At 47.3% G+C, this 18590-nt stretch carries 14 protein-coding genes and 1 tRNA gene; 3 read left to right on the plus strand and 12 right to left on the minus strand.

The genetic code is table 11. The features are described from left to right. Positions 1–16 precede the first annotated feature (16 nt). Positions 17–108 (plus strand) — tRNA-OTHER (locus tag ACFOET_RS05595). Positions 109–167: 59 nt separating this feature from the next. Here ACFOET_RS05595 and ACFOET_RS05600 read toward each other — a convergent pair. The 7 genes from ACFOET_RS05600 to glmS all read right to left on the minus strand — a co-directional run bounded on the left by ACFOET_RS05600 (position 168) and on the right by glmS (position 9149). Beyond that, a complete protein-coding gene (locus ACFOET_RS05600) occupies positions 168–764 on the minus strand; it encodes an alpha-ketoglutarate-dependent dioxygenase AlkB family protein (protein WP_379020433.1) in 597 nt (198 codons plus the stop codon). 12 nt (positions 765–776) lie between these two features. Next, a complete protein-coding gene (locus tag ACFOET_RS05605) occupies positions 777–1490 on the minus strand; it encodes a 2OG-Fe(II) oxygenase (RefSeq protein WP_379020435.1) in 714 nt (237 codons plus the stop codon). A gap of 10 nt (positions 1491–1500) precedes the next feature. Continuing rightward, complete coding sequence (locus tag ACFOET_RS05610) at positions 1501–2346, minus strand: bifunctional helix-turn-helix domain-containing protein/methylated-DNA--[protein]-cysteine S-methyltransferase (RefSeq protein ID WP_379020437.1); 846 nt, start codon at positions 2344–2346, stop codon at positions 1501–1503. Positions 2347–2465: 119 nt separating this feature from the next. Next, the gene (locus ACFOET_RS05615) at positions 2466–4259 is read right to left on the minus strand and encodes a chloride channel protein (protein WP_379020439.1); all 1794 of its coding nucleotides are present in this window, start codon (positions 4257–4259) and stop codon (positions 2466–2468) included. Positions 4260–4405: 146 nt separating this feature from the next. Beyond that, positions 4406–5032 (minus strand): DinB family protein, encoded by a 627-nt coding sequence (locus ACFOET_RS05620; RefSeq protein WP_379020441.1) that lies wholly within the window; start codon positions 5030–5032, stop codon positions 4406–4408. An 84-nt stretch (positions 5033–5116) separates the two neighbouring features. Then, positions 5117–7297 carry a DUF4954 family protein gene (locus tag ACFOET_RS05625; protein WP_379020443.1) on the minus strand — a complete coding sequence of 727 codons (2181 nt, stop codon included), beginning with the start codon at positions 7295–7297 and terminating at the stop codon, positions 5117–5119. A gap of 10 nt (positions 7298–7307) precedes the next feature. Beyond that, on the minus strand, positions 7308–9149 hold the full coding sequence (gene glmS / locus ACFOET_RS05630; protein ID WP_379020445.1) for a glutamine--fructose-6-phosphate transaminase (isomerizing): 1842 nt from the start codon (positions 9147–9149) through the stop codon (positions 7308–7310). Positions 9150–9408: 259 nt separating this feature from the next. On the opposite strand from glmS, the gene ACFOET_RS05635 reads away from it, so the two are divergent. After that, a complete protein-coding gene (locus ACFOET_RS05635; protein ID WP_379020447.1) occupies positions 9409–10371 on the plus strand; it encodes an MraY family glycosyltransferase in 963 nt (320 codons plus the stop codon). Positions 10372–10396: 25 nt separating this feature from the next. Here ACFOET_RS05635 and ACFOET_RS05640 read toward each other — a convergent pair whose 3' ends face one another. From ACFOET_RS05640 to ACFOET_RS05650, 3 genes are all read right to left on the minus strand, one after another. Beyond that, the gene (locus ACFOET_RS05640) at positions 10397–12061 is read right to left on the minus strand and encodes a capsule assembly Wzi family protein (RefSeq protein ID WP_379020449.1); all 1665 of its coding nucleotides are present in this window, start codon (positions 12059–12061) and stop codon (positions 10397–10399) included. Positions 12062–12143: 82 nt separating this feature from the next. Further along, positions 12144–13055, minus strand: a complete 912-nt coding sequence (locus ACFOET_RS05645) for an NAD-dependent epimerase/dehydratase family protein (RefSeq protein WP_379020451.1) — start codon at positions 13053–13055, stop codon at positions 12144–12146. Positions 13056–13059: 4 nt separating this feature from the next. Beyond that, a complete protein-coding gene (locus tag ACFOET_RS05650) occupies positions 13060–14307 on the minus strand; it encodes a glycosyltransferase family 4 protein (RefSeq protein WP_379020453.1) in 1248 nt (415 codons plus the stop codon). 130 nt (positions 14308–14437) lie between these two features. On the opposite strand from ACFOET_RS05650, the gene ACFOET_RS05655 reads away from it, so the two are divergent. Beyond that, positions 14438–16408 carry a right-handed parallel beta-helix repeat-containing protein gene (locus ACFOET_RS05655; protein ID WP_379020455.1) on the plus strand — a complete coding sequence of 657 codons (1971 nt, stop codon included), beginning with the start codon at positions 14438–14440 and terminating at the stop codon, positions 16406–16408. A 2-nt stretch (positions 16409–16410) separates the two neighbouring features. Here the strand turns inward: ACFOET_RS05655 and wecB are convergent, their stop codons facing one another. Both wecB and ACFOET_RS05665 read right to left on the minus strand, forming a co-directional pair. Further along, the gene (gene wecB, locus ACFOET_RS05660) at positions 16411–17481 is read right to left on the minus strand and encodes a non-hydrolyzing UDP-N-acetylglucosamine 2-epimerase (protein ID WP_379020457.1); all 1071 of its coding nucleotides are present in this window, start codon (positions 17479–17481) and stop codon (positions 16411–16413) included. Further along, positions 17481–18581, minus strand: a complete 1101-nt coding sequence (locus ACFOET_RS05665; protein WP_379020459.1) for a glycosyltransferase — start codon at positions 18579–18581, stop codon at positions 17481–17483. Before ACFOET_RS05665 ends, wecB begins: the two co-directional genes overlap by 1 nt. Positions 18582–18590: the final 9 nt, after the last annotated feature.

Below are 18590 nucleotides of genomic sequence, written 5' to 3' on the forward strand. Positions count from 1 at the left end.
AATAAGTCGCTTTAATGGCCCTGTAGTTCAACGGATAGAATACCTGCCTGCCGGCAGGCAGGGAAGTTTCCTAAACTTTAGATATGGGTTCGATTCCCGTCGGGGTTAATAAAACAGGAAAAGCGATCTTAATCGCTTTTCCTGTTTTATTAGCGGCTAACCAACACTCACCTTTCCACAATCGTCCTGAATGTCAGGTTCACTCGCGGTGCGCTTATTTTTTTGGTCGGGGGCAATCTGTGGAGCCAATGCGTTTGTGTAGTGCCTTTCATTACCAACAGGCTTCCGTGCTCTAATAGCAGGTCAATCCGTTCTTTGCGCTGCTTGTGCTTAAAGGCAAACTTCCGTTGCGCTCCGAAACTCAACGAACCTATTGCGCCATCCTTTTTCAAATCGGTTTCTCCGTCGCTATGCCAAGCCATTCCCTCATCTCCGCTATGATAGAGATTAAGCAAACAGGAATTAAAGGTTTCGCCCGTTTCATTTTCGATCACCGTCTTTAGCTCAAGCAACTCATCGGTCCAGGGCAAAGCATACTTTGTCGTATTGGAATAGGTATATTCGTAAGGCTTTTCGCCATACCACGCGACTTTCCTTTTGGTAATTATCTTTCTACCGAAGATAATGGCTTCATCATTCCGCCAGTCGATCGTTTCCAGCAGCCTCTTCAGGTAAAAATCTGCCTGTTCGTTGGAGAATAGCTTGCCGTAATAATTTACAGTCCCATCATAAGGAAGCCAATTACTGTGTCTGTTACCGCTCATCGTATCATACCCTTAACTAATCGCATCGTGGAAGATAATACCCAACGTATGGCGCTCGCCCGATTTGACTTCACTCACTCCGTGTTTCATATTTACGCGGTAATAGCCTTTCGTTCCCCTTTCGGGTTTAAAGTTGGTTGTAAACATCAGCACATCGCCCTTCTTCGGCTTTAAAACAATTGCTTTGGATTGTGCCCTCGGAATTTGCTGTGTCAGCACCATTTCACCGCCTTCAAAGTCTTTGTCAGGCTCATTCAGCATTAAAACGATCTGGATTGGGAAAAAAACATCTCCGTATAAATCTTGGTGCAACATATTGAAACCACCTTGTCCATATTTCAAAATTAAAACAGTTGCTTTTTGCTGTCCGTTATTGTGGCACTGCTGCAATAATTCTGCGTGTTCCAATGGAAACTGCGTGTCCAAACCCAAGGCGCTGAACCAAGCGTTTGCAATCGGCGCAAGGTATGGATAGATGCCTGTTCTTATTGCCTGAATCAGGTCCGGAAGCGGATAGTCGAAATATTTGTATTCTCCCAGGCCAAACCGATACCGTGCCATCACTACCGTTTTCCGATATAGGCTTGAATTGCCGTAGTTGGCTATCAACGTTTCACAATGTTTGTCTGATAGCAAATTAGGTATACTGGCATAACCATGTTGGTGCATTCTTTCGGTAATGCTTTGCCAATCCGCACATGCTATCTTTTGGATTACATCTTGCATAGTTTTACGTTTAATTGCCGGAATGCATTTTTGCCCCCTCCCAACCAATGATGGCTGCCTTTCTTGTTGCCCCCCACATATAACCGCCGAACGCTCCTGATGATTGGATAACCCGGTGGCAAGGAATTAAAAAAGCAACAGGGTTACTTCCGATTGCCGTGCCGACTGCCCTCATTGCGTTCGGACTGCCGATTTTTTTTGCTATGCTGCCATAGGTTGCTAATTTTCCCATTGGTATTTTCAGCAGGCTTTCCCAGACCTTCAGCTGAAAATCGGTTCCTTTCAGGTGCAGTTTGATTTCGTGGAGTTTGCTCCAGTCGTTCTGGAAAATGAATAGCGCGTTTTGTTGCAACAGGTCCAATTTCCGTTGGAATTTCGCCTTTGGAAACGATGATACAAGGCAGCCCAGTGCCGTTTCATCCTCTTCAAATGCCATGTAGCAAATACCTTTCAACGTAGAAGCCACAATCAACGAACCAAATGGGCTTTCTGCAAAACTGTAGTTAATATGCAGGTTATTGCCCCCGTTTTTATATTCGGCAGGCGTCATTCCTTCAATATTCACAAACAAATCGTGCAAACGGCTTGTGCTTGATAGCCCAGTTTCAAACGCGGTGTCAAATAAGGTAGCCTGTTCTTCTTTCAGCATTCGCTTGGCGTATTCGACACTGGTATATTGCAGAAATTTTTTTGGGCTTACACCTGCCCATTCTGTAAATAACCGTTTAAAATGCGACGGACTAAGGTTTATCTTTTCCGCAACGGCATCTACACTCGGTTGCAGTCTGAAATTTTCTTTTATATAATCGATTGCCTCAGCAATCCGATGATAATTAATGTTTGCTTGTGTTTGCATCGCAGTCAATTTTATACCTACAAATGTCTGCAGTCGGTTGCAAATATAAAATCCGAAATGTGCTATTTTTAATGGGGACAAGCCTGCTTGGTAAACACGCCAATGGCTCTCGGCCCGCATTATTCCAGGTACGTGCCCTGGCGCATCAGCAGCGCCCGGTATTTGTTGAACACCGCTGATTTGGATACGAAGCCCATGTAGTTTCCGTCGCCGTCCACTACAGGGAGTATCCAGATGTCCTCCCTGTTCATCTTCTGCATCACGGCCTCCATGTTGGCATCCATCTGCACGATATCCACCGGCTTTTCCGCCAGCTCGCGCATGGTTTTCTCCTCCCGTTCCGGATATTCGCCGAGCAGGATCTCGAATAAGCGTTCGCTGTAGATGATTCCCAGCAGCTTGCCGTCCATATCTACCACGGGAAAGATATTCCGTTTGGTGTGGATGATGTCATGCCGCCGGTCAGTAGCCCGTTCATCGGGGCGCAGTATCGTAAAATTCCGTTCGAGCACATACCGCAGCTTCATCATGCTCAGCACCGTGCGGTCTTTGTCTTCATGGGTGAGCAGGTCGCCCTGTTCGGCCAGCACCTTGGTATAGATGGAGTACTTGAGGGCCGCCCGGTTGATCAGGTATGAGATGGCCGTCACTAGCATCAGCGGCACCATCAGCGCATAGCCACCCGTGATTTCCGCGATGAGGAAAATAGCCGTCAACGGCGCATGCATAATACCGGAGAGCGCGCCGGCCATGCCCGCTACCACAAAGTTGGGCACACTCAACTCGATCAGCCCCGTCTGGTTGATGCCATAAGCAAACGCAAAGCCCAGCAGTCCACCCATCACCAAGCTGGGGCCGAAGACGCCCCCATTCCCCCCACTGTTGAGGGTCACGAGCGATGCTAGCGACTTGGCAAACACCGTGATCACCGCATACACGACCACGAGTATACCGATGTGTCCGTAGCCAGCGAAGATGCTGTTGGCCAGCAACGCATCGTTGCGGCCGTCAAGGATCCGCTGAATGGTCAGGTAGCCTTCACCGTAAAGCGCAGGAAAAAGAAAGATCATCAGTCCGAGGCTCAGGCCACCTATGGCCACTCTCCGGTACGGATTTCCGATGCTGGCAAACATCCGTTTGACCCATGTACTTACCTTAGCAAAATAAATGGAAAAGCCGCCGATGGCAATTGCCAGCACGACGTAGAATAACAATGCCTGAAACTCCCAGTCTTCCGTAACGAGGTGAAACAGCGGTTCACTGTACAGCAACCTTGACACCACCGAGGCCGTAGCCGCAGCCATCAGCAGCGGGATAAACGCAGGGATGGAAAACTCCGGCAGCAGAATTTCAATGGCGAAGATCATTCCCGCTACGGGGCTATTGAACGCTCCCGCGATGCCTGCCGCAGCCCCACACGCCAGCAGCATGGTCACTTCCCGGTAGTTGAGCCCAAAAAACCGCCCCGCGTTGGCCCCGATCGCAGAGCCGCTGTAAGCAATGGGAGCTTCCAGCCCGGCCGACCCGCCGAAGCCCACCGTCAACGCGCTGGTAATGATCTGAGAATACACGTTGTGGGGTTCTATGCGGCTGGATTTGCGCGATATGGCATAGATGATCGGCGTCATGCCGTGATCAAACGTACCCTTCACGATAAACCGGCGCACATACAATACGCTCAACAGGATGCCGATAAGCGGAAAAAAAAGATACAGGTAGTACTTATATTCCCACTGCACATCCTCCTGCAAGAACGCCGCGATCGAATGGGTCAGCCCTTTGAGTATAGCTGCCGCGATGCCGCCGATGATGCCTACAATCACCGCTAAGATGACCAGGAAATTCCGGTTGGAAATCCGCTGCATGCGCCACTGGTTCAACCGGGTGATGATATGTTTACGGCGTTTGTTCATGCAAGACGATTCGATATTACTCCCGGAGCAATGCGGGAGGACGAAGCAACCAATCGGGTCAAAGGTACTATTTCCTTCGTAAAGATTGGTTGCAAAAAAAATGCAAGCGTAGGCTTGCATCGATCATAAAGGTATGGAAGGCCGCCTTATTTTGCCGGGAACTTCCGGTCTGCTTTGATCTCCTCAATCTGTAATGTATGCCGTGCGGTATGCGCCGGGATATACAACAAGGAATGAAAGCCATCTACCGGACCAAACGGCGAATCAGCAATCCGGTTGCGCAGGTCGTCCGAGGAAAGGCCGTCAATGTATCCAATCAGTTCCTTGCGTTGCTTGCGCAGGTCCTTGATGGCTGCGTCCGCATTGGTATACTTTCCGGCTTCCTTGGGCGCCAGTTCTCCCGGCGCCTGCGCCTTGAAGCTACGGTCGGTCATTCCCTTGATCACGTCATCGTCCGAAACGTTGATTTCGCTCCGCCGTTCGGGGTTCGGTGCCTGGCTGATGGTCTTTTTCGCATAGCCCAACAGTGCCTGTTCAGTCGCGATGATGTGTTCCAGGCATTGGCTGATGGACCACTTATCCGGCGCCGGCTGAAACCTCAGTTGCGCTCCGTTTAGTCCGTCGACCGCCCGCTGAAGGTCAGTCAGCGTCTGTTGGTAGTAATCAAGCAAAAATGCTTTGTCGCGCTGCCCAGCACCCACCGCCTGGTTTTGCGCCGTTACAGTACCGGTCGCCGCCGATACTGCAAACAGTAAGAATAATAACCGTTTCATCTTTTTTTTAAGCAAAGCTAACACATATTTGTCGACACCGGTGGTGCCATACACGACATTTTCAATGGGCATCTGAGACGTTAATTATACCATCGCTCTGACGGACGCATTGTACTGCTCATACTCAGCCTGCTGCTGCCTGATGAATGCATTGTCTTCCAGCCGCCCCACCACAGCATCCATCTCCTGTTCGTTTTCGTAGACCATGCGGCGGTACGGGTTGCTATAGTCCTTGGCGCGCGTCTTGTATATCTCGGTGCAGATCCACTGCTTGGTGGCCACACTTTCCTCAATGAGCTGCCGGATAAACGCTTGCGTCAGCTGCGACGTGTTCATTCCCTTAATTTCCAGCAGGGAGGCCAGTGCGTGCTCAAACTTACGGGCCGGGTATTGGTCGCTAAGTTGATGGTAGCGTTGGTGCACGGCGTTCCAGTCGTTGATCGCCCCCGAGCGGATGTCGTCCATCAGCGCGCCTACGTCCTCCTTGCGGATAAGCTGGCCGCCGATATTTTCGAATTCCTCCCGTTTGAGGCCACCCCCTTCAGAAAGGTGTTCAGCCTGCAGCTGTGCAAAGGAGTGCCTGTCGAAATACCACTTCAGCTGAGTTGCCGCATAGTATTCGATCATGCGGCGGTATGCCTGATAGCCCTCCCGCACTTTGATGAGCACCACTTTACGCTTTGAGTTTTCCACATTGTCGAGCAGAATCTCACGGCCCCGCAGGTCGATGGTATTGTCCGCCAATATTTCCCGGCCCCTGCGTGTCCAGTCTTCGATATCACCGCCTTCAGGATAGCACGCCCTGCCGGTAGCGGCTTCCATTTCCCGCAGCGCCGCAAACGCTTCATTGACCGTATCCGGTGCCAGCACATCATATTCAAAGTACTGGTTTTTAAGCGTACGCCGGTCGCGGCTGATGAATTTAGTATTGTTGCGCATCAGCGCATACATGTTGTACAGAAACCAATAAGCCGGGAGGATGACGAGGCGGTCGTTGGGCACGTCGTGGCTCACCATTGCAAAAGGCAGTCGGATATCGAGCTCGTGCATGAAGTCGCCCTTAACGATGAGTGTGTACGAGGCGAAGCGGGAGCTATGTTTGAGGCTCACGCACAGGCCGGGCCAAAAGCCACGGCCAGCCACGATTTCACCATCAGCGCCCCGCGAGTTGTGGTTGGAGCCCACGGTAGCCCCCGCGGCCATGTTGCTCTGCCCCATCACCAGTGATGCGCAGAGGAACGAATTATTGTGGTGCTGTTCATGGGCAGGAAAAATGAGCGAGTTAAGCACTTCGCAGCACGAGATGGTACTGTTATCGCCAAGAAACGAGTTGATGAGGCGCGCGCCGTATTTAAGCTGCGAAAAAGACGACAGGATAAACCGTACCGCCTTCACGCCGTAGAAGATGCGGCACCCATGGCCGATGATGCCGTTGACCAGCTCACACCCCTCACCGATCTGGGTAAACGCCCCGGCAATGGAGTTGACCGTCACGTTCTTCAGCTTATTCACCCCCTTGATATACGCATCTGTACCGATTTTGACATCCTTGATGATGTGCGAGTTTTTGATGACCGTACGATGGCCCACCACGCTGTAGTAGCCCCGGCGGGAATCGAACCTATCAAACGTAATGGCCCTGAAACGCTCCTGAAGCACACTGTCGTGGCGGTTGCGGGTCCACAGGTACACGTCCGAGGCCTGCATGCCATCAAAGGGCAGCACGGCGCGGCCGCCGTTCTCATTGCAGAGCTCCAGCTGGATGAGGCCACTTTCGGGGTCGCCGTCCTTCAGGATGCCATTGCCAAATTTCGCGTTGCTGCTCGTCTCCATCTCATTGATGTTGAAGAGCATCACCTCATCACCGATGATGAAATGCGCCAAGTAGCGCACGTTGTGAATGGCCGTGTGTCCGCCGATGTCGCAACTCACCACGACGCTGTTATAGATCCCGGTGGGCAGGTTCAAATCGCGGTAGTCCAGGTACTCCGCAGCCATGTCGCCGATACGCACGAAGCCGTAAAATTTGGATTGCTGGATCTGTTCGGGCAGGAAAGCGTCGGTCACCCATACGTCTGCCCAATTGGGCGAGTAGTTTCCGTTGCGGATGAGCCGTTCGATTTCCGCCTCATGAAGCGGCCTGTAGGCATACGCCGTCAGCTGCTGCCTGTTGCGTTGCGCATACTCATCCGGGCCCTCGGCGGCGAATTCCCGGGGGATGAACCCATATCCCAAACCATTCAATGGCATTCTACGTGGCGTCATCGTCGCAGTATTATTCAACGGTAACCGATTTGGCCAGGTTCCGTGGCTTGTCCACATCCAGTCCCCGTTCCACGCCGATGTAATACGCCAGCAGCTGCAGCGGGATGACGGAAAGCAGCGGTGCGACGATTTCATGCGCCTGCGGCACCACCATTACAGCTTCGGCAAGATCCGTTACGGTTTCATCCCCTTCGGTTACCACCGCCACCACCTTGCCCTTGCGGGCATTGATTTCCTGAATGTTACTCACAATTTTTTCATGATACGGGTCCTTTGTCGCCACGAACACCACCGGCAGCTGTTCGTCTACCAACGCTATCGGGCCGTGCTTCATCTCCGCTGCCGGATATCCCTCAGCGTGGATGTACGAAATTTCCTTCAGCTTCAACGCCCCTTCCAGGGCGATTGGGAAGTTATATCCGCGGCCGAGGTATAGGAAGTCCCGTGCATCTTCATAGCGGCGAGCAATGGTTTTGATGTGTTCAATCTGATTTTCCAATATCCATTCCACCTTAGCCGGTACGTCGTCCAGCTCGCGGAGCAGGGTACGGAACAATCCGGCGGAGATGGAGCCCCGTATTTCAGCAAGCTTCAGGGCGATCAGCTGAAGTACGGCCAGCTGCGCGGTAAACGCCTTGGTGCTGGCCACACCGATTTCCGGCCCGGCGTGCGTATACGCACCCGCATGGGCAATGCGGGCAATGGACGATCCCACCACGTTGACGATGCCGAAGATGGTAGCCCCCTGCTGCTTAGCGTTCTCCAGTGCCACGAGCGTATCGGCCGTTTCGCCGCTCTGCGAGATCGCCAGGATGACATCGTTGGGCGACACGATCGGGTTGCGGTACCGGTATTCCGAAGCATATTCCACCTCCACATTGAGGCGGCATAGCTCTTCGATCAGGTATTCGCCGATGAGGCCGGCGTGCCAGCTGGTACCGCAGGCCACGATGACGATGCGGCTGGCATCGCGCAGTTTGTCGGCGATACTGTCCAGGCCGCTCAGCGTGATCGAGTTTTGCTCTATATTGAGTCTGCCCCGCAGCGAGTCGCGGATGGTCTGCGGCTGCTCATGTATTTCTTTGAGCATGAAATGCTCAAAGTTCCCCTTTTCGATCGCTGCCAGTTCCAGGTCAAGCTTCTGTACAAAAGGGGTGATGCTTTCGTTGCCCAGGTTTTTAAGCACCAGCTCGTCCGGCCGCACAATGGCCAGCTCGTAGTCGTTGATATAAACCACCTCCTTGGTATAGGCCAGCATGGGCGAAGCATCCGAGCCAAGGAAATGCTCATTGCGCCCCACGCCGATGACCAGCGGGCTGCCCTTGCGTGCCGCGATGATCGTATCGGGATAGGCCTTATCGATGAGGAGGATGACGTAAGCGCCTGTGACCCGTTTCAGGGCGATGCGCACCGCTTCCTCGAGCGAACAACTGTTGTTGAGTTTGATGTCCTCGATAAAGTTGAGCAGCACCTCCGAGTCGGTGTCGCTGTTGAAGGCATATCCGTTGGCCAGCAGCTCATTTTTGAGCTGAGCATAGTTCTCGATAATGCCGTTGTGTATCAGGGCGATGTTTCCTGACGCGGAGGAATGCGGGTGTGCATTGCGGTCGGACGGCTCGCCGTGTGTCGCCCAGCGCGTGTGGCCGATGCCCGTAGTGGCTGCGAGCGGATGCCCGTTGGCAAACTCTTCCAACGCCGCCACCTTGCCCTGCTTTTTATATACATTGATACCGTTGCCGGTATGCAGTGCAACCCCTGCACTGTCATAGCCCCGGTATTCCAATTTTTTCAACCCTTCAATCAGGATGGGATAGGCTTGTTTTTGGCCTGTATAGCCGACAATTCCACACATAGCGTAGTATTTATTTATGGTGTACGGGCAAAAATAGTGTTTTTACAACTAATCAATCGATTGTGCGAAATTTTTTTAATTTTAACAATTCTTAACATTTACCGCTTTAAGAAATCGCGCAAGCTTCGTACTTTTGCAGCATTAACGTTTGTCTTTTCATAATTTAGGTTTATAATTGGTTAGTTAGAAAGCCCCGATTCTCCCCGTTTCGGGGCTTTTCTTGTCATATTGGTCCACCAAAAAAAGCTATATTTGCCCCATGATTTATGCGTTGATAGCCGCATTGCTTTTTGCCGCCATTTTGCTGTATTTCCGCATTGCTGACCGTTACAACATCATCGATAAGCCCAATCAGCGCAGCAGCCATACGCAGGTGACGATCCGTGGGGGAGGAGTGATTTTCTATTTCGGTGTCCTTGCCTGGTTCATCTGGAGCGGTGGCGTTTATCCTTTGTTTTTTGGTGGGCTCACGCTTATCGTGCTGATCAGCTTTCTTGATGACATGCTCACACTGTCCAACAGGCTGAGGATTATTATCCATTTAGTCGCCGTACTACTGCTTTTTGCGGAAGTGCAGCTGTTTTATTACTCATGGTATGTCATTCCCATTGCCTTGGTTTTGGTCATTGGCACCATCAACGCCTACAATTTCATGGATGGCATCAACGGCATCACCGCCATGAACAGCTTCGCCGTGCTGTGGCTGCTGTGGTTAGCCAACCGGGACCTTGGCTTTATCGACGATCGGCTGTTATATTGCACCGCGATAGCCAATGCCGTTTTCGCCTTCTTCAACTTCCGGCGGCGGGCCAAGTGCTTCGCAGGAGACGTTGGCAGCGTAGGCATGAGCTTCGTCCTGATCTTCGCGACCCTGAGCCTGATCCTCACCACCGGAAACCTTATTTATATTATGTTTTTTGCGGTGTATGGGGTAGACAGTGTGCTGACGATTATTTACCGACTGGCCAGGCGGGAAAATATTTTTCAGGCGCACCGGACGCACCTGTACCAATACCTGGCCAATGAGGCCGGCGGAAACCGGCTGGTGATCGCCACGTGTTATGGCATGTTGCAGGTAGGGGTGGGGATGCTGGTGGTCTCTGCCGCCAACTACGCGTCTGATACGCAAATCAAGGTATCGTTATGTGTTTTAATTTTGCTTACGCTGGCGTATATCGGGATCAGGCGGTACGTGTTGGATGGGTTATCGTTTAAAGCCTAATTTGAACCACCTCACTTCAACATTATTAAAATCGATACATCAGGCCAAATTGGAGATGTAAGTTGTTTATGTCCTGTGGGTCAATGGTCGACTCACCATTAGAATCAGTGACGACTCCATATTGATAATTGAATGCGTGGATGAACTGCAAATGTGCGTTGAAAACAAGCCGCTTGTAGTCCCATGTGCCAAACGCCGCGATACTGGCGTCCACCCAATTGCGATTGTAGTCCTGAATTATCCAAGTCGCAAAATCCTCATTGCGTACCAGGCGCTCAAACTGCACGCCAACTTGTTTTAGTCCACGTATCCAACTAAGGTCAACAGCCTGCACATTGCTGCCCGGCCCCATACCCGCTCCTAAAACCTGACCATAGTTAGTGTGGCCGTCACGCACTGTTCCGTGAACGTACCAAGAGCCAGATGAACGAATCCGTTTTGTATTTGTTACCGCCATTTGTGTCATTTCCGCGGCGACCTGGAGGTTACCGTCCCAAAAATTTTCTAGCGGAATCAGCTTGCGTAAACCGAGTGTATAGGCACGGGTATGATTTAGCTGCAATCGGAGATCCCGTCCATCATAAGCATGGTCGTTTCTAGCGAATTCGCCGTAGAATTCAATTTGTACTTTCGGTATCACGTAACGAAAGAAAAACGAGATCATTTGGTCCCGTGATATATTTTCATCCAAGGAGTCGGGCCCCATTTTACGGCTTGCCGTGAACGGCTCAAGGAAGGGCAGATATTTGTCAACGAAAGAGCCCTCCATTCCATCATTTGAGTTGTAAGTTCTGTTAAAGCCGAGGAAAAAGCCGGGAATCCAGCGTGGTTGATAGTTAACTGTAATTCCAGAAAAGTACCGACGACCCGCTGCCGTCGGACGATAATATCGCATATGCCGTGATGTGTCTCCAAGCAAAGAAGGTGGAAATCCAGATTTTGTCAACCGGCCAATTACGATTTGTCCTTCAAATGAACCGATGTAGGATCTTATAGGCTTTGAAGTATTTAACGTAATATGTGGAAATCCAGGAGCGGTGTTGCTCATCAATATTGAATTACGTTTCCCTGGACCCCACCAGAGGTTTTCTGTAGATAACCCGATGGATATGGGGTCCAGAGTAAGTCTAATGCTACTCTGCCCTAGGAATGCGTTCGAATAATTGCTGATTCCAAATCGCTCCGGTAAATCAATATTGTTCCCAAATTGCCTATACCATTGTTCATCCGGCCCATTTGGTCCCCCATATCCCTCATAAGTACTATTCCCTGACCAGACAATTTCAGGTTTAAATTGCACGCTGAGCCATCGGTACTTTGCATATATTCCCGCGCTTAAATAGGTTTGTATTCCCTTCGCTGGGATCATAGGGCCATCATTCCAACCATATGGGTAGGAGGTGTTCACTTGATTTTGCCATATGATCGGCAAGAGGCTTACCTCGCCGAACCCGTCGGAGGTTTTCCAAACTGTAGTGTGGTAGCCGGAGTTATCGTGAAACGAAGTGTCGTATTCATTGCTTAATGAGGCAAACGTCAGCGGGCGCACCATAAATGATATCGATGAATCCACGGCACCAAGTAATTGTCGCCTTCTATAAAAATCTTCATAAGGTGAGGAGTCTACTGGAACTGTTTGGCCCAATACTGCAGATCGATGCACGGTGAGTGACGTGAGTAAGGCAATCAAATATATTATCCGCATAACATGAACTTATTCAAGCATTAGAATCACAAAGAAAACAAAAAATATTCGATATGGCTGAAAACAGCTATTCAAGTGTCTCTGCAAGTTTGCTGAGAACAGGTGTCGGTTTCCAATTCAATATGGTTTGAGCTTTGGTATCATCGAACGTAAGTGATGAGGTCATTTTCAAAAGCTTGTTTGAGTTAATGGGAGATGGACTACCAATAATGTCTCCGGCCAGAGCTAATATTTTGGCGAACCAATAAGGGGTGCTTAACGGCTTTCGTTTATTGAGTGCTTGCGCAATAGTTTGCTCTAATTCTCCGAATGAGGGATGGTGGCCGTCGGTAATATTATAAATTCCACCTTTTTCGATAAGTACAGGCATTATTTTGGCGATGTCTTCCGCCCAAACTATACTTTTCCGCGCGTTGGCCTTGCTAATACTCAGGTACTTGCCTGATTTGATACCACTTATCATTGCGCCCAGATTACCCGGAGGGTTGGGGCCGGCCACAAGTGGAAGACGAAGGACACCGAGCGTGACGTCCCTTTCCTCGGCCCATTTTGTTATCCAGTTCTCTGCAAGGATTTTGCTATTTGCATATGGGCTTGCGCCGTTAAGAGGATGATCCTCTGTTATGTTTTGTCCTTCTTCTAAACCATATACAGCAACCGAACTAAGAAAAATGAAACTTGTAGGTAGTCTTCTTAGCTTTTCTAGAGCTAAACATAGATTTTTCGTGCCTTCAAAATTGACGCTGTAGAACTCTTGTTTTTCGGCCTGTGTTTTGGGTATACTATGAGCTCTACCCGCCGCATGTATGATTGTTTCAAAGTACAAATCTGGATCAAATACAAACGGACGTCGAATGTCAATTTTTAGTTTTGACCCGTTGTGCCCTAAAGACGTAACTTGGTATCCGAAATGTGATGTTAAGTGTTTATTGAGAATAGCTCCCAAAAACCCAGATGCCCCTGATAACAGTATTTCCACAATTCTAATTTTGTGTTTTTATATCGCTTTTTATCCCGTTTATGATACTGAGGAACTTACTCGCCGATTTTCGCCTATTCCCTTCGTTTTTTATGTAGACTTCCCCGTTTTCTCTGATCTTTTCTTTTTCCAAAGCCGGCATTCTTCTTGTGCTTTGTATTAAGCGAGCAAGCCCCACATCAGGAGCAACGTTGTCGGGCACTACCCAGCCGACTTTGTTGGTGCTGAGGATGAATCCAATTTCGCCTCCTATAGTTGACAAAACAGGCTTTCCTAAAGACATATAGTCGAACAGTTTGTTTGGTCTAGCGCCTTTAAAGACGTCATTATTTTCAAGAGAAATAATTCCGCAGTCTGCGGCGGCGGTGTATTTTATGATTTCCGTTTTCGGAACTGGCTCTAGAAAAATAACTTGTTGCAAATCATCTTTCTCCTTTATCTTTAATAAGTTCGGTTTGTCGGGCCCATCTCCAATCAAAACTATATACTCGTCCTTTCCCAAAAACTTCGCAGCCCTGACTACTGACTCTAAAGCGTTAGCATTTCCATGTGCCCCAGTGTATATAGCAACGTAAGCTTCTTTTGAAACTCCAATTTTCCTACGAACTTCATCAATTGTTTCTTTTGTTATTTCTATTTGTTTCTCGACCACAACGCCGTTGGGAATCAAATCTATTTTGTTAGACGATATTCCTTTTTTAGAAATGTAGTCTTTTTGATACTGTGTAAGCACAATTATGTGCTCCGCATTATTGTATAACGACGCTTCAATGTTAAATAAAAACTTAGCCATGCTACCCTGCTTCCGTTTGTTCATTGCTATCAACGATTCAGGCCACAAATCGCGAACCTCTAAGACAAATGGTACCTTGAAAAGTTTAGCGATTAATAATGCTACGTATGTCACAAAGATTTGAGGCGAGGAAGCAATTATTACATCCGGTTTTTTCTTAAAAAGTGCTTTGAGGGAGAATATTATTGAAAACGATAGCATATTAACTACCCTTTTCCAATTGTTTTTTTTATGGGGGAATGCCCAACACCATTTTATTGTAATTTCGGGATGATTGCGATCTATTTGCGTTCTCTCGTCTTTAGATAAATAGCGTCTCAGCGAATAATTAAAAGAAGATAGCCAAATTATTACATCAAGCGATTGGCTATTGACCCATTCGTCTATTAGTTCGAAATGACGAGTTATTCCAGGGAGACTGGTGGGCACCGCGTATTGATTAATCACCCATATTTTCATTTGCTTTATTTATTTAGTTTGCAGCTTGCATATAATAAGGTGTCGCAATATTACACATTTTATGATAAACGTTCCGCAGGCAAGACGACTCCGGTTATTTATTAATTTTAAAGGTTATTACAAGATTAGCATGGAAGTTGTTAGTCCATTTAAGGTTCAGTTATCTTTAGTAGTAATTGAAGATGTTATGAAGAAGGTTTACTTGTATCTCGTAGTTGGAAGTCTCTTATTAATTGTCTCGTTTTTTGCTTTAAATAGCATAGTTAATAAGCAAACCTCGACAGAAGGCATCGGTATAAATAAGGAGTCTAGCTTAAACCTCGATCCGAATCCAGCCCAAATAGCAAACGATCCTGACAGTGGAAGTAGCAGCATTGCTGTTGTGGACTCTGTTGTCATATTGTTTGATTCAAATGCAAATGACAGTGTGAGGTTTGTGTTAACTGATTCGTGGGAGGACGGGTCGTCAATGGATATTGGTGAAGTGGACAATATTATATACATATACAGGAACGGGAATTACTACCGGCGTAAATTCGACGGGCCGGTGTTGGTAAGTTTGTTTGGAGCCAAAGGAGATGGAAAAACAGATGATACAGAAGCAATTCAAAAAATGCTTGATAGTGATTACAAACATATCGCATTCGAAAAGAAAACTTATCTAGTTAGGAAGAACACGAAGCTCTCGGGTTTTCCAAACAACGATCAACCATGTCTGTTATTAATTAATAAGGACGGTACAATACTCGAAGGCAATGGGGCCACAATTAAGGTGCAAGAACATGCTCAAGGAATACTTGAGGTCCAAAAGAGCACGAATGTCAAGATTCGAAATTTGAATCTGGTTGGAGCAGGAAACTTTCCAAAATTGGACGGAAATACAGGTAGAGGAGAAAAAGGGACGGCAAAAGAAGGGTACTACACGTCGGGTTTTTGGGGCTACTATAAGAATAATTCGAATAACACATCATCGCAAAACAGGGGCGGATTTTCCGGTAGATTCCCTCAATTTGATGGACAAACTGGCGGAACCTGGGGAGTATGGAATGGCGGATATATCGGAAATGTCGCATATGGGCTACTAATACATAATGGCAGCCACGATGTTGTAATAGAAGGGTGTTCAGCCAAGTCTTTTAATTACGTAGGTATCGGTGTAGGCCATAATGGCGATTATTTTCCGAAAGATTTAGGATATAAAAAGTCTACAAACATCACATTTCGAAATTGCAAGGCTGAATCAAACTATTCCGCAGGCTTCCACTCCATGGATGTCGAAGGATTTATACTAGATAATTCGTTAGCTATAAATACCGGACATCCAAACGCATCAATCTCTGATAAACATGTCGACCCAGGTTATGGGTATACATCAAGAGGATCAAGGAAATACACGAACGGTGGAGTGGTTGAAGGTTCTCGGTTCGCAAATAACAGACGGAAAGGACTAGACGTACATGCAGGCAATAACATTACATTTAGAAATAACTCCGTTTCCGGTAGTTGGGTAGGGGGAGTGTTTGCGGCGTGGTCCAACAAAAGCCAGCCGGCCACAAATATTAAGATAGTCAATAATGCGATTGACAACTGTGGCGGTGGTCCTGGGAGTTTAGGTGCGATTTATGTAGGTGCGAGCGGCAGCGAATCGAAAGAGTTTCGAAAGTTGAACGCAATTATTGATAATAATAAAATTACAAACTACTCAAAATCTGGTATTTGGGTTAGATATGGGCACAGCGTTCAAATCCGCAATAACAAAATAGAAAATTCAAAAAAAGGAGCATCTGCAAACTTAGCGGGTATTTTAGTGCTCGGCCTAAATGAAAATGATAACGCGGAAGATGTGAATATAGTTAAAAACACTATCAAAGATAACACATCAAATATGCCTAGGGGTATTCAGCTCTCTATGACTCGATCGTCTACAATCGACGCCAATGTTATCGACTTTGAGAAAGATGCCAATGTAGGATTATATACTGTAAAGAGCTCCGGCTTGGAAGTAACGAATAACAAAGTATCTATAAAAGGAAAAGGTACAGCTATTGCTGTACCTGCGTCTGTAGGAAAAGTCTTATCTAATAGTGGCGATAAAAATTAAAATTAACCTTTGAGGTTCGAGTGTTCTAAGATTAAGGAAATGATTTGGGTTGCCGCTTGACCATTTCCGTACAACGTCGGGTGATGTACACCTACTTCTCTTTTCAATAAGATTGGAATTCGCGACAAATCGTCAAAACAAAGCACGTTCCAAGCGTCTGTTAGGGTTTCAGTCCATTCTGTCTCCGATCGGATGGTAATGCATGGTGTCTTTAGTATGTATGCTTCTTTTTGGAGGCCTCCCGAATCCGTGATCACGTGGGCAGCATCCATCAAATACTTAATGTTGTCAAAGTATGAAGCAGGTTCAATAAATTGGATGTTTGTATAGCTGTCGAATCTAATACCAAATGATTTACAAAGGTTTTTTGTCCGTGGGTGAATAGGAAAGACAACACGGTGGTCTGCTTGATTCAGAACGTCCAAAATCAGGTGCATTCTATTAGGTTCATCTGTGTTATAAGGTCTATGTATAGTTACGTAATAGTATGGTTCATGAAGTCTAGGTTCGACATTCGTAATGACGCTCTCCGCAAGCTTTACCGCGTCTGCCATAATATCGCCGGTGAAGAAAACGTTTTCCTCGATACCCTCCGTGGCAAGATTCTGAACTCCCCGTTCCGTAGAAGTAAAAAGCAGGCTTGACACATGGTCCGTAAGGATACGATTGATTTCTTCGGGCATCTCTTTATTAAAGCTTCTTAAACCAGCTTCCACGTGAATGACAGGAATGTTTAACTTTGATGCGACCAACGCGCCGGCCAACGTTGAATTTGTGTCTCCGTAAACCAAAACATAGTCCGGAGTTTCTTTAAGTAAAATCGGTTCGATCTCTTGTAACATCCTTCCCGTCTGCTCACCATGTTGGCCTCCGCCAGTGGCTAAAATATAGTCAGGTTTTCTGATTTTCAGTTGATCAAAAAAAACCTGACTCATATTTGAGTCATAGTGTTGGCCTGTGTGGATGGTTACAATATTGATTTTGTCTCTTGCTGCGAAATCAAAGGGTGCGTGCTTAATAAACTGCGGACGGGCACCAATAACAACTAGTATCTTAATTTTTCTATCTCCCATTACTGAATTATCGTTTGTTCATATATTTTGATCATTTGCTGGACATTGTCGGGCCAGTGGTATAGCTCTCTTACTCGATTGCGCCCAGCTCTCCCCATTTTTTCTCTGATCTCGGCATTCAGATATAGATATTCAATTGCTTTTGCCAAATCTTTTACGTTTTTAGGTTTCACCTTTATCCCGGTAATACCGTCTACTACGACCTCATTCAGTCCGCCGACACTACTCACAATGGTCGGTTTACACATAGCAGAAGCTTCTACAGCTGCAACGCCGAAGCTTTCGCTGTCTAAAATGGATGGGAATATTCCGACATCGATGTTGCTATAGTAGTAAGGTACTCGATGTTGCGGCACCGCGTTGATAAAGTCACAATATGTATCGACCTCTAATTCCTTAGCAAGGTTTTTTAGTGCCGATTCCTTACTGCCCTTCCCAACGATTAATAGTCTAACATCATTGCCCACTTGTCGTTGCTTAAAAATAGCAAAAGCTTGGATTAGGTAGTTGATCCCGTATTTGTCTTCAAGCGATTTGATTGTTCCTATGGTAAACACATGTTTGTCTCCGTCTCGAACATATTTCGTGGGGTCAAATAATTCTAAGTCTACACCGAATGGAGTTACTGTTATGTCTTTATCTGTGTATTTCCGAGTTTCAGTTGCCATTACGTGGCTTGTGGAAAGTATTTTGTCAGCAGCTTTTAGGTTGTAGATTAGTATACTTTTAAAGACGCTGTTTTTTTTCGGGAAGTCGTACACATCTGCTCCCCAAACGGAAACAATGAACGGCTTGAAGCCTGCGAGAGTGCCTAGTAGACCATAACTACTGGCATAATGGGCATGTAATAAATGCGGCTTAATCTCGTTTAAGCAACTTTTTAAGCTTGAAAGAGCAGTGATGTACTTTATCTTATCAAATATATTAGTCCGGCTTTGTGAAATTCCCGCGTGTTTGTGGGTAATGCCCAACTCCTTATAAACATTATGGTTGGCTGGAGATAAGCTCCATAAACTCACGTCGACTTGTTGCTTAGATAGAGCAACAATCCATTTGATGGTATGTGATGAATTTCCGTCTGCTATAATGAGAACTTTCATTTTTTCAAT

Source organism: Parapedobacter deserti (assembly GCF_042646065.1).
In the GTDB taxonomy this organism is placed as follows: Bacteria; Bacteroidota; Bacteroidia; order Sphingobacteriales; family Sphingobacteriaceae; genus Parapedobacter; species Parapedobacter deserti.

What these genes read in the sequence shown, in the direction of transcription:
- ACFOET_RS05600 (WP_379020433.1), bottom strand. Translation starts at nt 764, where the DNA reads ATGAGCGGTAACAGACACAGTAATTGGCTTCCTTATGATGGGACTGTA.
- ACFOET_RS05605 (WP_379020435.1), bottom strand. Translation starts at nt 1,490, where the DNA reads ATGCAAGATGTAATCCAAAAGATAGCATGTGCGGATTGGCAAAGCATT.
- ACFOET_RS05610 (WP_379020437.1), bottom strand. Translation starts at nt 2,346, where the DNA reads ATGCAAACACAAGCAAACATTAATTATCATCGGATTGCTGAGGCAATC.
- ACFOET_RS05615 (WP_379020439.1), bottom strand. Translation starts at nt 4,259, where the DNA reads ATGAACAAACGCCGTAAACATATCATCACCCGGTTGAACCAGTGGCGC.
- ACFOET_RS05620 (WP_379020441.1), bottom strand. Translation starts at nt 5,032, where the DNA reads ATGAAACGGTTATTATTCTTACTGTTTGCAGTATCGGCGGCGACCGGT.
- ACFOET_RS05625 (WP_379020443.1), bottom strand. Translation starts at nt 7,297, where the DNA reads ATGACGCCACGTAGAATGCCATTGAATGGTTTGGGATATGGGTTCATC.
- glmS (WP_379020445.1), bottom strand. Translation starts at nt 9,149, where the DNA reads ATGTGTGGAATTGTCGGCTATACAGGCCAAAAACAAGCCTATCCCATC.
- ACFOET_RS05635 (WP_379020447.1), top strand. Translation starts at nt 9,409, where the DNA reads ATGATTTATGCGTTGATAGCCGCATTGCTTTTTGCCGCCATTTTGCTG.
- ACFOET_RS05650 (WP_379020453.1), bottom strand. Translation starts at nt 14,307, where the DNA reads ATGAAAATATGGGTGATTAATCAATACGCGGTGCCCACCAGTCTCCCT.
- ACFOET_RS05655 (WP_379020455.1), top strand. Translation starts at nt 14,438, where the DNA reads ATGGAAGTTGTTAGTCCATTTAAGGTTCAGTTATCTTTAGTAGTAATT.
- wecB (WP_379020457.1), bottom strand. Translation starts at nt 17,481, where the DNA reads ATGGGAGATAGAAAAATTAAGATACTAGTTGTTATTGGTGCCCGTCCG.
- ACFOET_RS05665 (WP_379020459.1), bottom strand. Translation starts at nt 18,581, where the DNA reads ATGAAAGTTCTCATTATAGCAGACGGAAATTCATCACATACCATCAAA.